Annotated in this window: 13 protein-coding genes; 9 read left to right on the top strand and 4 right to left on the bottom strand. The window is 58.7% G+C overall.

From position 1 onward, the window contains the following. Positions 1 to 2: 2 nt before the first annotated feature. The gene (gene nifW, locus IVB23_RS15715; protein ID WP_247804141.1) at positions 3 to 335 is read left to right on the top strand and encodes a nitrogenase stabilizing/protective protein NifW; all 333 of its coding nucleotides are present in this window, start codon (positions 3 to 5) and stop codon (positions 333 to 335) included. Between the two features lie 289 nt (positions 336 to 624). On the opposite strand, the gene IVB23_RS15710 is transcribed toward nifW, so the two are convergent. After that, positions 625 to 1,179, bottom strand: coding sequence for a hypothetical protein (locus IVB23_RS15710; protein ID WP_247804140.1), 555 nt, complete (start codon positions 1,177 to 1,179; stop codon positions 625 to 627). Between the two features lie 323 nt (positions 1,180 to 1,502). Between IVB23_RS15710 and IVB23_RS15705 the strand changes: the two genes are divergently transcribed. The 4 genes from IVB23_RS15705 (at position 1,503) to IVB23_RS15690 (ending at position 5,346) form a co-directional block, all read left to right on the top strand. Next, positions 1,503 to 2,615: an electron transfer flavoprotein subunit alpha/FixB family protein gene (locus IVB23_RS15705; protein ID WP_247804905.1), complete on the top strand. Its 1,113-nt coding sequence runs from the start codon at positions 1,503 to 1,505 to the stop codon at positions 2,613 to 2,615. Between the two features lie 11 nt (positions 2,616 to 2,626). Beyond that, positions 2,627 to 3,934, top strand: a complete 1,308-nt coding sequence (locus IVB23_RS15700; protein WP_247804139.1) for an FAD-binding protein — start codon at positions 2,627 to 2,629, stop codon at positions 3,932 to 3,934. A gap of 41 nt (positions 3,935 to 3,975) precedes the next feature. Next, positions 3,976 to 4,272: a ferredoxin family protein gene (locus tag IVB23_RS15695; protein WP_247279062.1), complete on the top strand. Its 297-nt coding sequence runs from the start codon at positions 3,976 to 3,978 to the stop codon at positions 4,270 to 4,272. A 549-nt stretch (positions 4,273 to 4,821) separates the two neighbouring features. Next, positions 4,822 to 5,346: a hypothetical protein gene (locus IVB23_RS15690; protein WP_247804138.1), complete on the top strand. Its 525-nt coding sequence runs from the start codon at positions 4,822 to 4,824 to the stop codon at positions 5,344 to 5,346. 705 nt (positions 5,347 to 6,051) lie between these two features. Here IVB23_RS15690 and IVB23_RS15685 read toward each other — a convergent pair. Continuing rightward, positions 6,052 to 6,885, bottom strand: coding sequence for an RMD1 family protein (locus tag IVB23_RS15685; protein ID WP_247804903.1), 834 nt, complete (start codon positions 6,883 to 6,885; stop codon positions 6,052 to 6,054). Positions 6,886 to 7,600: 715 nt separating this feature from the next. Between IVB23_RS15685 and IVB23_RS15680 the strand changes: the two genes are divergently transcribed. From IVB23_RS15680 to IVB23_RS15670, 3 genes are all read left to right on the top strand, one after another. Continuing rightward, complete coding sequence (locus IVB23_RS15680; protein ID WP_247804137.1) at positions 7,601 to 8,344, top strand: energy-coupling factor ABC transporter permease; 744 nt, start codon at positions 7,601 to 7,603, stop codon at positions 8,342 to 8,344. A gap of 447 nt (positions 8,345 to 8,791) precedes the next feature. Then, positions 8,792 to 9,313, top strand: coding sequence for a thermonuclease family protein (locus tag IVB23_RS15675; RefSeq protein WP_247804136.1), 522 nt, complete (start codon positions 8,792 to 8,794; stop codon positions 9,311 to 9,313). 584 nt (positions 9,314 to 9,897) lie between these two features. Continuing rightward, complete coding sequence (locus tag IVB23_RS15670; RefSeq protein ID WP_247804135.1) at positions 9,898 to 10,227, top strand: hypothetical protein; 330 nt, start codon at positions 9,898 to 9,900, stop codon at positions 10,225 to 10,227. A 976-nt stretch (positions 10,228 to 11,203) separates the two neighbouring features. Here IVB23_RS15670 and sugE read toward each other — a convergent pair. Further along, positions 11,204 to 11,518, bottom strand: a complete 315-nt coding sequence (gene sugE / locus IVB23_RS15660) for a quaternary ammonium compound efflux SMR transporter SugE (RefSeq protein ID WP_247804134.1) — start codon at positions 11,516 to 11,518, stop codon at positions 11,204 to 11,206. A gap of 116 nt (positions 11,519 to 11,634) precedes the next feature. Next, the gene (locus IVB23_RS15655; protein WP_247804133.1) at positions 11,635 to 12,342 is read right to left on the bottom strand and encodes an SPASM domain-containing protein; all 708 of its coding nucleotides are present in this window, start codon (positions 12,340 to 12,342) and stop codon (positions 11,635 to 11,637) included. Between the two features lie 1,820 nt (positions 12,343 to 14,162). Between IVB23_RS15655 and IVB23_RS15650 the strand changes: the two genes are divergently transcribed. Beyond that, positions 14,163 to 14,606, top strand: a complete 444-nt coding sequence (locus IVB23_RS15650) for a hypothetical protein (protein WP_247804131.1) — start codon at positions 14,163 to 14,165, stop codon at positions 14,604 to 14,606. The last annotated feature ends 252 nt before the right edge of the window (positions 14,607 to 14,858 follow it).

The following is a 14,858-nucleotide window of genomic DNA, read 5'->3' as shown; positions in this document are numbered from 1 at the left end:
GAATGACGACGGACGGGATCCTTTCGCAATTGAACAAGGCCTCTGCGGCAGAGGAGTTTTTTGCACTGCTCGGCGTCGAGTACGATGCGAAAATCATCGACGTGGCGCGGCTTCATATCCTGCGTCGCATGGGTCAATATCTCGCGGGCGAGGAGTTTACCGGTGCATCCGATCCTGACATCGCCTCGCGTTGCAAGGCCACGCTTGAGCGCGCCTATGCCGACTTCGTCACGTCCTCCCCGATCGAACAGCGCGTGTTCAAGGTCCTGAAGGATGCGGCCGCACCACAATCGAACAAGCATCCAGCATTGGTCCAGCTCGGTTCCTTGGAGTGAATTGAGTTTATCCTCGTGCTCTGGAGCGTGAAGGTTCAGAGAACCTGCCAACGACCCAGGGCGTCGAATTCAAACGGAAGTTGCAGTTACGGCCTCGCGGTGCGCAGCTTGGACGCTCGGCTCCTTAAGGGCCAATCACGGCTCAGCCCTGAAATTTCCGTCCTTCCCCATGGTGCACCTATCTCCTGCAATGGTACGCCGGCAGTGGGGAGCGCATATTTGGCGACGAAAGCGCACCAAGATTCGGATGACTGTCTTCTGTCGCATTCCGGACACGGGTCCAGCACGGTTATCGAATGTTCCGATCCTCGTGAGAGGCTGCCAATCCGATTTCCTTCAGTAAAATTCTGTATTGGCGGTCAATTTTCATCGTCTGCGCAATTGGTACGACAATTGCTGACATATGCTCAGCTAGTCTGGAGAAGCGAATGCACATCTTGGCCCGCATCGAGTTTGTTTTGGACGCCGCGCAGTTTCGCGCGCGCTGCCTGTCGGCATCATGATGCGTCGCGACGCCAAAGCGATGGTTGCATATTCCGGCCTGGCTGAGCTGAAAGCTGCGCTTGATCCGCGCCAAAGATTCGTCGACGAAATCACTCCCGTTGGCCGATCTATGGCCGAGGTTTCGCGGGGGGGAGCCCTTGCTCTCCAGCGCCGGTCGCGCGGCGCCGTTGACGGGCGGCTTCACCGCCAGCCCTCGTGCCCTCGCCAAGAGTTGCGGGCGTGTCGCTGCAATCGGAAATATTGCGAGGGCATTCAGAGTAATGGATCGCGTTTTCACCGGCAAGCTCGCGGCCGACAATGGCACCAGCCGAGCCTCTGGCAGGTCCTCGATCTGTTCCAACTCGGTTGCATCTCGAAGATGAGGGGGACCAATCGATCGGCTCGGGTGACCGCGCGGTTGCGTGCCTCACTAGTTCCATTGCCAAATGGTGGCCCAGAATGGCGAACCCGGAAAGACGCCCAAGCGCGTGCTTCCGGGCTCGTCGACAAAGGTCCAGCAATGGGTGTCTCGGCCCCGCGCTGCTGCCAGGCGGTGTTGAAAAAATGGCGGCGGGCACGCGGCCGAACTCTTAACTGAAGCAATCTTCACGCGCGAATTCAAAGCTGAAGGCGGAGCACGCTTCGCTGGCGAGCCGCTACTGAACACGGATGGGAGTACAGATGATGAGCACCGCACCCAAAAGCGCCGCTCCGGCCGCGGGTGGTGGTCGCGCGGCGACCAAGAGGGAGCTGCCCGAACGATTCAAGGCGTATAAGCACGTCTGGGTCTTCATCGAGCAGGAACGCGGGATAGTGCACCCCGTCTCCTGGGAGCTGATGGGTGCCGGCCGCCGGCTCGCCGACAAGCTCAACGTTGACCTCGCCGCGGTTGTCATCGGCCCGGTCGGGGAGACAACGCAGCAGGCGATCGCCGAATCCTTCTGCTACGGCGCCGACCTCGCCTATATCGTCGCGGATGATCTCTTGGCCGATTATCGCAATGAATCCTACACCAAGGCGCTGTCAGAGCTGGTCAATATGTACAAGCCGGAAATCCTACTCCTAGGGGCAACTACACTGGGCCGCGATCTCGCCGGCTCAGTGGCCACCACACTACTCACCGGCCTAACTGCCGACTGCACCGAGCTCGATGTCGATGCCGACGGCTCGCTTGCAGCGACCCGGCCGACGTTTGGCGGCTCACTATTGTGCACGATCTACACACTGAACTATCGTCCACAGATGGCAACCGTCCGTCCGCGCGTGATGCCGATGCCCGAGCGCGTGACCGGCGCCGTCTGGCGCGTCATCTCGCATCCGCTCGGGCTTGTAGAAGAAGATATCGTCACAAAAGTGCTGTCGTTCCTGCCGGACCGCGATTCTACAAAGTCCAACCTTGCCTACGCCGACGTGGTCGTCGCCGGAGGGCTCGGTCTGGGATCGCCTGAGAACTTCCAACTGGTACAGCAGCTCGCGGACGTGCTTGGCGCCGAATATGGCTGCTCGCGGCCGCTGGTCCAGAAGGGCTGGGTCACCTCGGACCGACAAATCGGCCAGACCGGGAAAACCATTCGGCCAAAGCTCTATATCGCGGCCGGTATTTCCGGCGCGATCCAGCATCGCGTTGGCGTGGAGGGGGGCGACCTCATCGTTGCCATCAACACAGACAAGAACGCTCCGATCTTCGACTTCGCCCATATCGGCATCGTCACCGACGCCATTCGACTGTTGCCCGCATTGACCTCTGCATTCCGCGCGCAGCTGTCGCCGCACTCGCACGACCGCATCGCTGGCTAGGGGAGCTTGTTATGATCGAGGAAAGATTCGACGCGATCGTCGTCGGTGCTGGCATGGGCGGGAATGCGGCAGCGCTTACCATGGCCGAGCGGGGCCTAAAAGTGCTGCAGCTGGAGCGCGGCGAGTATTCGGGGTCGAAGAACGTGCAAGGCGCCATCCTCTATGCCGATATGCTGGAGAAGCTGATCCCGAATTTCCGAGAAGATGCACCGCTTGAGCGGCATCTCGTCGAGCAACGCTTCTGGATCGTGGACGAGCGTTCGCACACGGGGATTCACTATCGCTCCGATGATTTCAACGAGGAAAAGCCGAACCGCTATACCATCATCCGCGCCCAGTTCGATAAATGGTTCTCGCAGAAGGTCCGCGAGGCCGGCGCCACGGTGCTGTGCGAGACCACGGTGACCGAGCTCCTCCAGGATTCCGATGGGAGGGTCGTCGGGGTGCGCACAGACCGAGATGGGGGTGAAATCCATGCAGATGTCGTCGTGCTGGCCGAGGGGGTGAACGGAGTGCTCGGGACGGGTGCGGGCTTAAGAGGGCGGCCGAAACCGGACAAGGTCGCACTCGCGGTCAAGGAGATGCATTTCCTATCGCGCGAGACAATCGATGCTCGCTTCAATCTCAAAGGCGACGAGGGGCTCGTCATCGAAGCCGCCGGAACCATCTCCCGCGGCATGACCGGTATGGGTTTCATCTATTCCAACAAGGAATGCATCTCGCTTGGTATCGGCTGTCTTGTTGCCGACTTCCAGCGTACCGGCGAGACGCCTTACGGCCTGCTCGAGGGCTTCAAGCGTCACCCGTCCGTCGCGCCGTTGATCGAGGGTTCGGAAGTAAAGGAGTATTCGGCGCATTTGATCCCCGAAGGTGGATATAAGGCGATCCCGCAGCTTTGTGGTGAGGGCTGGGTCGTTGTCGGAGACGCCGCCCAGCTCAACAACGCCATCCATCGCGAGGGGTCCAATCTGGCGATGACGTCGGGCCGTATCGCCGCGGAAGCGATCTGCCTTATCAAATCGCGAAATGATCCGATGACGGCCAAAAATCTTTCGCTTTACAAAAAACTGCTGAATGATTCCTTCGTGATCAAGGACCTGAAGAAGTACAAGGATATGCCAGCACTGATGCATACCCACTCGCAGAACTTCTTTCTCACATATCCGCAGCTCTTCTCCAAGGCGATGCAGGATTACGTGCGCGTCGACGGCACACCAAAGCTTGAGAAAGAGAAGCTGATGCTGAGCTCGTTCATCAAGGCGCGGTCGTGGAGTGGACTGTTCAGCGATGCCCTGCGCATTGCCCGGGCCTGGCGGTGATCACAAACCAAAGACAACGACGAACGACGGAGCCAGAAACAATGCCGAGTGAGCCATCCCGACGTGTCGAGGACAAACTATTCTACAACCGCTATCTCGTTGATTCCGGCCGCGCCCATATCAAGGTGCGCCCGCACACCACACCATCCTCGCGGCTCTTATCGATGCTGAAGGCCTGCCCTGCACGGTGCTACGAGCTCAGCGATAAAGGTCATGTTGAGGTGACAGTCGACGGGTGTATCGAGTGCGGCACCTGCCGGGTGATCTGCGAAGAAAGTGGTGATATCGAGTGGAGCTACCCACGTGGCGGTTACGGTGTGCTATTCAAATTTGGTTAAAGCTTCGGGGTAGGGGCTGATTGGCAGGCTGCGGCGTTCTCGCGATACAACGAAATCACGCGCGAAGTGGAGATTTCACCTGATTCAATCGAGTCCCAATATTTCCATATACCGGGCGGGCCTTTGTCAGGTTCCGCTATAATATGCCCGGAGATAGTCAAAGCGAGCGGATTCGAAACAGGGCGCAGCCCATTGGCGGGATTAGGTTGTCCATCTCGGATCTGTCGACCGTTCCTGGTTCTCTTCCCCAATATCTGTCCGGTTTTGTCCTTCTTGGAGTTCGCGGCGATCCGCCTGCGGCCACTGCCTCGCGACGCCGCCTATCACCTACCAACAGAACGCTGGAAGCAGGACTTCGCTTCGCCATAGCCGCCGACCCGACAACGTGCCATCGAGCGCCTTGTAGACAGACAAGCACGAGCGGATCACGAAATTAGCGCTTTGTGACTCCTTCGCGCGACCGGCGGTTGCGCGTTCGTCCGGCGGGCTGCGCGCATGCAGCACGCAAGTTTGCACTTTCATTCGTCGCCAGGATATGGGCCGGAGAGCATGACGATGGTTCGATTACAAAAGAGCAGGGCAGCCGCTAACGCGCGGCGAGCAGAGGTACGCCGTGAGAGTTCGATCGGCGACATCCAGGCCCGCATAGCCGAACTGAGAAGCTTGCCGCGCGAGAACCTCGCGGATGCGGTGTTCATGCTCTCGATGAATGCAAGACGGCAGGGCGAGTTGATACGACATGCGATCGAGAAGCGCGCCGAGATCGACTTGGACTTTGATCCGCCGCCGAATTTGGCGACCTATCTCGCGAATGATGTGGTCTCGACCTTACGCCACCACGTTGCTGACCTTCCGAGCTTGCTGGACCTGTTGGTTGAGCGAGCGCCTGACGTCTGCTTCACCGTCGATCGGGAGGAGGCCGTTTCGCTGCTCGCCACAATCATTGGCGAACAGCGGCTCGAACGAGCCCTTGAAGGCCTCAGGCTAGCCGGGCTCCTGAACGAGCCAGCGAAGGATCGCCACGCCGGGATCGGTTCGGAAGTGGATTTGAGAGGAGCTGCCGAGGGCGCATGAGTGTCCAGGGCGCTTTGAGGGACAGTCCTGCAGATGGAATGTCCGCGGCGAATGGGGACCTTAGAAAATCGCGCGCCTGCTTGCGAGGTCAAAACCGCGTCGAAATTTGCGGCGTAGTTCCTTTGTCATCCGTTCAGCGTTTATCGCTGACGCGGAGCCGCTATGCATGCCCGGTCGCAGTCCCCGGCCGCGTCAAGCTCGGCGACCTTCGCGTTGGCGAGGACGAGATCCGCAGTTCTGAGCTTTCATGTTCAGTTGCAGCGCGGCGCCCTGGTGAAATCGACCGTCCTTGTTTCGGTAGTCGCTGGCTGCGGCGGAACGGCGGGGCAAGGCCTGGCAAGTATTCCGCGATCAAGTCGAAAATAGCAGACAAGCTGAGTGGCGGTCCGCTGCAATTGGGCAAAAGCGGATTCGTGGGTGGCGCTGGATCGTCGACATGAACGCTCCGCCGCGCGTCTGCCATACACCGCCTATCCTTGCTCGATCGCCGAGGAAATGCGCCGAACTCGCTTCGGCTATTCGCTGCGTTCGCGAGCCGCACCGGGATTTCGCCGAACCTCGCGTCCACGAGCACGGCGAAGGCATAGCCGAAATCCGCAGCTGAGTACGGCCGAACGGCGCGTTCCACGTCAATGCCGGCCAGGTCGGTCAGTAGGCCTGCTCAAACCCCACGAAGGCGCCTCACGCGCTGCGGCCAGCCGCACGTCACCGAGCTGCTGTAATAATCTGAAAGCATCCGATCGCAACTTCCATTACGATCAGCACGACTATAACCCACTCAAGACGCAGCGAGCGCCGTGTGTCGATGATGTCCGTCAGTGCGTTAGCCGTTCCGGAGATGGCCGACAGCTTGCGCTCAAGCATCTCAAGACGCTCCTTCAGTTCGTATTCGTCTTTCAGACGCGAATAGAGCCGCTCGAGTTCCGGCTTCTCCCAGAGTGCGTCGGGCTTTTCGGCAATGGCGATGCGGCCCGCGACGCGCTGCTGGACCAGGAGCGCATTGCCGATCAGTTGGAGAATGCCCTTGCGGCCCCGCGGCGTCCGGCCGCGCTCGGCCAGTTCGCGTGCAAAGGGTTCGATCACGTCGAATACCGCGGCGACGCGGCGCTCATCTCGCTCCAGCGCCGTGCTCTTGGCTAGCGTATCGGCGATCAGCAGCAGCCGATCGTCACTAAAGTTTCTGAGACAAATCCACCCGCCCGGCAGGATGACCTCAGCGCTCTGGTCGTTGCAGAGCTGCGCCTGCGCGCTATCCTCCTCATAGGAGGTGAGTTCACCGATGACGCGCGATATCAGGGTTTCGATCAGAGCGGCTTCTTCCGAGGGCGACAACCCGATGAGCACTACAACGCCATAGCGGAAGATCACGACAAGGCCCGCATGAATGCGGAAAGCGACCGGCGTCGAGGACACCAGCGTTCCGATTTCGAGAGCCGACGGGTTGATACGATCCCCCAGCATGACTGCCCGAATGCGCAGCATCGAGGCGGGCGCCGTCTCTCCGGAGACGGCAGGCTTACCGTGCGTAAGTTGATCCATGTTCACGTTTGCATCCGGTTTGGCGCCACTGCGACGCGATAGCGTTCCCCCGGAAACACGTCCAGAACTTCGTCGCAGATGGTGCAGCGGAATTTGCCGGGCGCGTCGCTGAGAGATGATGCTGAGAGCCAGCAAATGCCGGCTCCACAGTTTGGATGGGTGGTCGCCATTTCCATGTTCGTGCATGCTTGGCCGCAAGGTCAATCGAACGACCCAGCAAGCTCTTCGAGGAATTCGACGACCCCGGCCGCCAAACATTTGGCTGCGCCCTAGGCGCCGTCCTCGAACAAGGTCGAGCAAGATTGATGCCGAACAGGTGTCTTCGCGCCAGCGGCGTCAGGATTTCCGCTTCAATGGGCGAGCGAAAATGATTGTTTGAAACGGCACAGACCAAACACTGGCCGCGATGTGTGTTCAATTTCCTCCAGAGCATGTCGGCTACAGAACACGGCGTATCTTGCGCGCCGCGGAACTTTTCAAAGCGCCCTCAGAGCCTTAATCGCGGCAGCGGCGCTGGCATAGCTGTTGCTATGAAATGTCGCAAAGCCCGAGCGAAGGCTGAGTGCACACCCGGTCCGATCTGGCGAAAATTGGACGTTACCAGCGGACCGAGGGTGGGGAAGGTGAAGTGCCGTTTCCAACCGTCTGCTACACGACCGTCCCGGAAGATTCTTGAGCCAAGGCCCGAGTACAACGGCAGAAAGGACTTGAGACCGTGCATATCGAATCGGGAATAGTAACAGGCGCCAGGCTCGTGTTGAGCTACGCGACAGGCATTGCGGCGGGCTGCGTCGTCGCCAAGTTTGTGGTAGAGACCATAAGCGAGCGGGGCGCTCTGTCATTTGCTATGCAAGCCATCGCCGCGACGGGCCTTGTGTTCACGTTTTTCGAAATCCTGCCGCACTTTGCGGTTGGGGTCTCTGAAGTGCACTTCGTCCTGGGCTCGATGCTGTTCCTGTTGTTCGGCGCGGCGCCGTCTGCTTTTGGTCTTGCGCTCGGCCTCTTGCTGCAAGGCGTCCTCTTTGTTCCGACCGACCTGCCGCAATATGGTATGAATGTCACGACGCTTCTAGTGCCGCTGTATGCGATCCAGGCGCTCGCCAAACGGCTCATTCCATCCAAGATCGCCTACCGCGATCTGCAGTACAGTAAGGCGCTTGCGCTCTCGACTGCGTATCAATCTGGTATCGTTGTCTGGGTCGCGTTTTGGGTGCTCTATGGCGCGGGCTTCGGCGCCGCCAACCTCGGTAACGTCGCATCGTTCGCGGTTTCCTATGCAGTTGTGGCCTTCGAGCCGGCGGCTGATCTGGCTGTGCTGGTGCTCGCGAAACAAATTGGGCGGCGTGAGTGCGAGGGGATCTGTCGCCCACCGCTCCTAGAAGGCATGCTGCTGTTGACAGCAACGGTGACCGTCATGTCGCCCGTTTTGCTCAAGCGATGCGTACGCTTTCCCCGATAGCGGCGGGCTGCAGCGATCCCGGGCGACGCGCGCTCGCTGCTATCCGTGGCAGCGAGGGGCCGAGCTTATGCTCATTCCGCACAAGGCGACCAGGAAATCATATCTCGCCGACTTGCGGCCGGCCGCCGGCCCGGTCGCTAGTGAGCGGACGCGCACTACCGAGTTCGACCTGCTGGTGCGTGATGCGGCCAAGGCGAACTGCCGCCACGACGTGGAGGAATGGCGGGATGCGGTCAGCGCAGCAGCCTGGTCGCAGAGCATCGGGGGCGAGGTTGGACACGAGGGGCGTCTTGCGCTGCTGATACACGGGGAGTCATCCGTCGAACGACCTTACCCATGCAACATTGGCACCCTCCTAAGCACAGCCGCGATGGAGCGCCGTTCGGCGGCTTCCCATGCTCTGCTGCACTCGGCCGGAATGTTCGCAGCTCGACAAAGAAGATCGCCATGTATGGACTGATCGTGGTGTTGACCATGCTCGCACTGTGCAGCATCGTGTTTGCCGGCGAATTGACGGGGCCGGCAAAGGTTGTCAGCACCGACACCCTTGAAATTCATGGGACACGCGTTCGGCTCTGGGGCATCGACGCGCCGGACAAGACTCAAATGTGCCGAGATATCAACGTCAATCCATATCGATGTGGCCTCAGGGCCGCGAGCGATCTTGAAAGATTCATTGCAGAGCGCGAAGTCAGTTGCCTCTCAGTCCGGGAGGATGAGTGTGGACGCACGATGGCGACCTGTTCAGCTGATGGCATCGATCTCGGAGAATGGTTGGTGCGTAACGGTCTCGTGCTCGATTGGGCGCAATACTCCAGGGGACGATACCACGCTGCGCAACGCGCGGCCGATCGTGCCGGGCTGGGCTTGTGGGCGGGCAGCTTTGCCGTACCTCGGCTATATCGAGCGTGCATTCGGTTAGGTGGTCGACCAGCCAGTTGTTCTGACGACGCGAATGCACATCCTTGATTCGTGTTCCCCACACCAGAATCTATGCTAGAGTCGGTTCCGCATAAGGCGACAGTCACTGGCGAGCTGGCGTCGACCGGAGTGAGCAAGCTTACCACTGCCGCCCAACCATGCTCAAAGGAGTTGGTCTCAACCTCTCGTAAGCGAGAAAGTCGCAAGACCAGAAAATCGCGTGCTCCGCAGGAACGCCATCGTTCTCGGCGTAATTCTTGGGAACCCTGGACGCGCGGTCATGCCAAGGCGGCGCCTTTTGAGTTCGAGAGAGAGCCGCATTTACCTCAGAAGAATGGCGGGTTCTCCGGAGCCTAAACAAGACAAACGTGTGGCACGGAAAAAACAATCAGATTCCGCCGGTACAGGTTGAGCGGAAGAAAGAAGGCCAGTGGCGTTCAAGGCACCACTGGGCAAGGTAGGCAACACGAATGTGGCTTGGAATGCAGCCTGCCTCTACTCCATTCGACTCGAGTTTTCAGATTTTGACATACCCAGGGCTCGCAGCTTGATTCCCAGAGGTCGCCAGATGCTGTCCCACCAAAACTCATACACTCGCACTCAAATCTGATGGACCAAGCCGGTGTGAGCGCTTGCTCAACGCCGGCTCCGCGGGGCCCATCGAAACGACGGTAATCGAACTGCGCCCTTTGCCGCGGGAACGTCGCATAGGTCCCTTCCCGGACTTCGCTGCTGTTGGCGATATCGGCCGCGATTGCCTTTTCAAGCCACGGCTGCTCCGATATACGCCAGAATTTGGCCGGGCGAGTAAGAAGCTGAACACCACATGTGCGGTTTCGGTGACAAAGACGTGTGGACCTGCCTTGCAGGCGCCGATCACAACAATGCCACAGAAAACAATGCAGCTGTTCGTGCGGTTGCAAACAACCTGGCTCGCTGACGACTGGCTGGAGATCCGCTGAATGAGCAACACCGCATGCGACGAGCGCAACTGCTGCGGCAGCCCGAACAAGAACGTCAGATCGCATATCACCTCCCGAACACGAAGTGCGCGCCTTCCAGAACGAAGCGTGAGCCACTGAACTCGCATCGTCGCTCCCAGCCCTTGTGGTGTGCAGACTCTGTGCCGACGGGCACGATGCAAGCTCCCGGCGTTTTTCGATCGCGATGTCGTCTACGCGACAATAGCGGTCATTGTTCAAACAGGCCGCGGGGCTGAGGTCGAACGCGAATCGAATGCCGCGCGCCGGCACCGCCAGTTCGATGATTTCAGTGAACGCTCCTGCGAAAGAGATTAGGTGATCGAGCTTCTTTGCAACCACACAATGAAGTCGCACCGGTTATTCGAGGCGCGGAGCTGAGCTCAGTCAGAGATCGCAAGCTCACCTGACTGCGATCTAACAATTGAATTGGGTCGGCAGTCCCTGATGGTGCCGACGCGGGATGGTCGGAAGCAATTGCAAACAAACGAACACGATCTGCCGATCTGCATCTTCTCCCCTGCTGCTCCGGAGATCAGGCATCGTATAACTCCGGCAAGCGACCTTTCTTGACCGTCGCCCGGAGATCAGCCGCATAGCTGGGTTTCATTGCTGTTCTATTCGTACCGCGATCTCGGCAGCGAATTGTTCGTGCCGTTCCGGGTGGTGCTATTGTGCCAGTCGCGATGGCGATGGGACGCTGATGAGCGGCTGGCGTATCGTCCGCACTAGGGCTTTCGCTTCACGACACAGAGGTCGCGGCCAGACGGTCTCGGCCCAGAGGCCTTGCATCGGCATGTTGCTTTTTGGCGACTTTCCTCGCCATTGTCGGCGCGCGCCCCTCGGCGGTGCGCTGGAACGTGGCCAGCTCGATTGTCTATGCCTGGAGAATCACGTGCCGGCCTCGGCGATCGTTGCGGCGCTGACCTGGTGGGGGTCGGTGCTTTCGATCTTTTCATCAGGACACGAGCTTCAGCCCGACAATGCCGGCGACGATCAGTCCGATGCTGGCAAGGCGAAACGCGGCGGCCGGTTCTCCGAACAGGATGATGCCGAGCGCTGCGGTACCGACCGCACCGATGCCGGTCCAGATCGCATAAGCAGTTCCAATGGGCAGCGTCTTTAGAGCAAGGCCGAGTAGGATCACGCTGCCGGCCATCGCCGAGAGCGTGAGCACGGACGGAACGGGCTTGGTAAAGCCCTCGGTGTATTTGAGGCCGATTGCCCAGGCGACCTCCAGCAGGCCGGCGACTAACAAAATGCTCCAGGCCATGGCGGCCCTCCGTTCATGGCAGGGTCGTCCCCGCGGCTGATGTGGTGATGAGCTGGAAGGCCGTCCTTGCCAGGGCTCGCGATTCGGTTCGAGCAGGGGCCAACATTTCTCAAAGATCAGCATTCCGACGTTATTGGTTCGGCGAATTCACACGATCGACAAAGCAGAAAGCCGTCCGTTCCGTTCATGCGATCGGCAATGTTGCAAAAAGCGGCCCCTTCGAAGAGATCCTTGTACCTGTCGCGGAGGAGGTTGCCCAAAACGTGTCGTCGCTCAAAATCCATGCAACAGAAAGTAACGTCGCCGTTTGGGAGAAGAACATTACGATATTGCCGTTCGTCAGGACATGTCAGTGCTCCAATGATTGGCTGCCGCGCTCCAACCATCTTCTCGCCATTGCCAGCCCTGCTGCGCGGCGGACGCGAGCGAACCAGCGCTTCGTCAGGAATTATGCCGACAAGTTCGGGATGCACCTCGCCCATGACTATGAAGAGCAACGATGAAATGTCGGCATCGACAAGTTGGCGCATCAAATCGACATAGTTGCGCCTGACGAGACCACTATCCATGTGCGTGCCGTCATCAAAAACATGCACCAGGAAAACGCGGAACTGCAGCGCACGCAAGCGTCTTAGATCCCGCCCGTTCATTCCTACCAGGGTTGTGAAAATTCGGATTCCATGGCCACACGCATAGGCATGCTCAACCATTTCGGTGCAAGCCGGATTGAGCCAAGGCTCCGAATACCCGGAAAAGCTGATGTCGACAGCTGCTGGTACGCGCGCCAGACATCGCTTGAAATCTTGGAGAGAAAGATGCTTCACGTCGGATATCGCTCTTTGCCGTTCGGCAAACTTGTCCTGCGGGCAATAAGAACATCCGACGACACAGTCCGTTGTCGTAGTTATCTCCAAGACCCTGCCGCCACTGATTGCGGAGCGAAGCTCCTGTAGAGTCATCGATTCTATATTGTCCACTTCCGCGCTCCGCGTTTGGAACAAAGACACCTTGAGGGGACCGTCGATTTGCATCTCATGCCGGTTCGCTCATGCATCATTCTCGATTCGTCGTCCATCAGCGCGATACGGCACGGTCGCAAGCGCGGTCGCGACAGATGAAGAAAGCGCCACGGCTCTCTCCCCTTAGCGCCCCAGTCCAGCAGGATTGGACGGCTGCCGAATGCACATGCGTCGATGGGGTTGGTCCAACGTCTCGTTTATTCCAACAAGCATCACTCATGCCATTGGCGGTACTGTCCATAACTCGACACGTCCGCGATAAATGTCGCTCCAAATGCCCAACCGAAGCGCAACTCTACGCGATCGATAGCGTACAATATGACGCTACGTACGATTCAAGCTCTCTCGAAAATGAGTTGAATGGCAGCTTTCTTATGAAATGCGACGGTGTAGCCGCCGCCCCGAGCGCCACGTCATCATGATCAACGCGGTCGGCATCGACCCGCGAAGTTCCGATTGCGAGTGCCCTTGGCCCCAGTCGAGAATGCAAAGTCTTCACCTTCATGCAGCAAATCGCGAGTTTCAACAGTTGAAAACGTTGCTCGATAAGAGTGAGCTGGCGCGATTTGCGCGAACTCGGGCTAAGTAGTCGACCTCGTCTTCTTACTGTCACTAAAGGAAAAAGATGGTCACTATCGCCCGTGAATGCCGGTTTCAGGTTACGCACTCGGGTGGGCGCCTCAAGACTGAATTTGCGACGAGAGACGGGGCCAAAACCGGCGCGCGCGAGCTGAAGAAGCGTTTTCCCATGCTGCGAGTCAGAATCTATGACGACTCAAGAGGACCTCGCGTGAGGCTGGGCGGGCGATCGCAGCGACGTCACGTCCTGATTTCTTGCTCATAAAATGGCCTTGAGAGGCCAGCACGGCAAACCAGGCCGGTGGCGGCATCGGTACAAAGTTGCCCACCACAAAGCACCACAACGGATTGGGCCTATCTGCCGATGAGGTACCAAAACGGCCGGGAAGTCCTCTCTTAAGCAAGCTAACACAAATTGTGAGCTCCGCATGTCGCAAGCCACCCGTCGAGTTTTGCGATCGAGAGTTTTCACGAACCGGAAACCACTCTTCCATTCATCATCGACACCTGCCTGGTATGTGTTCGGCGTCAGGCCGCGGTAATATCATGATCGCGATGACAATCTCGTCATCGACCCTGACCACAGGCTATTCACAAATTCCAGGAAAAGCAGAGTCCCTCGGGCTTCGCTTTTCAGCCTGTTGCGCGGCGCATCTCCGCGGCATTGTTCAGCAATAGCGGCCCCGAACCTAAGTCGCATGGGAAGAGGGGCTTTCTATATCAATGGTGCTCGGATGCTCGCCGAGCTCGCGACCGCCTGCGCGCGGAAATGGCGGAAGGGGCCGAGAGAGCGTCGAGCGACCGCAACCCCGATGCCTGGTTGAAGAAGCCTTCGAGATGATCATCGTCCACCGCATTCCAGTCCTGATTGGCCATCCGCCAAACGGCATAGCCGGAGATTTCTGAGAAGCTACGCCTTTCACCAGGAGACATGACGCAGCTAATCCAGACTCGATCCAGACCGAAGATCGACGACAAATATTCCTGCGCTACTAAGCCGTCTTCCGGCTTAAGTTGCCCCACCACGTGAGCGTGGAGATCGAAGTTTGTCCCACCCTGAAACGGCACCAGACGAGAAATGGGACGAGAACCTGGCGTCGTTCGAGCTCCGCAATGGCCGGCTGCACGCAATTATTGAAGGCCTTTTGAGCCGCCCGCAAATTGGAACTCGGGCAGCGACCGTGTTCGTCCAGCACCTTCTTCCCGCCATTCGTTTTCACTTCCGCCAACCCGAGAGGCGAACGCAGCACGATGTGTACCACGTTGTCCGGCCGATTGGCTGTCTCGAAAGCTTCAATGTCCCGCTGAAGCTCAAATGCCGAAACGGCGGCTTGCGTGTTGAAGAGCTTGCTGTGGCGCAGGGGAACGCCCCGCGGTTCCGTCAAGCTACCCTCCGTAGCCAGATCGACCAAGAACACGGGCATCTGACCGTGGTGAAGGAAATGGACTCCGCTCGGTTCCTGCGCTTCTCGTTCGCTTCAATTGCTTGAACCAAACTCATCCCCTTCCACTCCGGATCAACCGTATGCCGTTCCGGAAGGTACTGAAGTCTCGCAGCGAAGCGCGTCAGATCAGCTTCGCTGTAGTCCGCGATAGGTTTGTCACCGACAATGTCCAAGAAACTTGCCAGGCGGGGTCTAAAATACGCAGGTTCTCGCGATTCCTCGGAAAGTTGGATGCGCTTGGCTTCCAAGAATTCCTCGAGACATTCGCTGAGTAGCGGCCCTTGATAGAGTAGCTTG

Origin of the sequence: Bradyrhizobium sp. 191 (genome assembly GCF_023100985.1) — a bacterium.
Lineage (GTDB): Bacteria > Pseudomonadota > Alphaproteobacteria > Rhizobiales > Xanthobacteraceae > Bradyrhizobium > Bradyrhizobium diversitatis.
The sequence above is the reverse complement of the archived record's forward strand: the minus strand, read 5'-3'. Positions and strand labels throughout refer to the sequence as shown.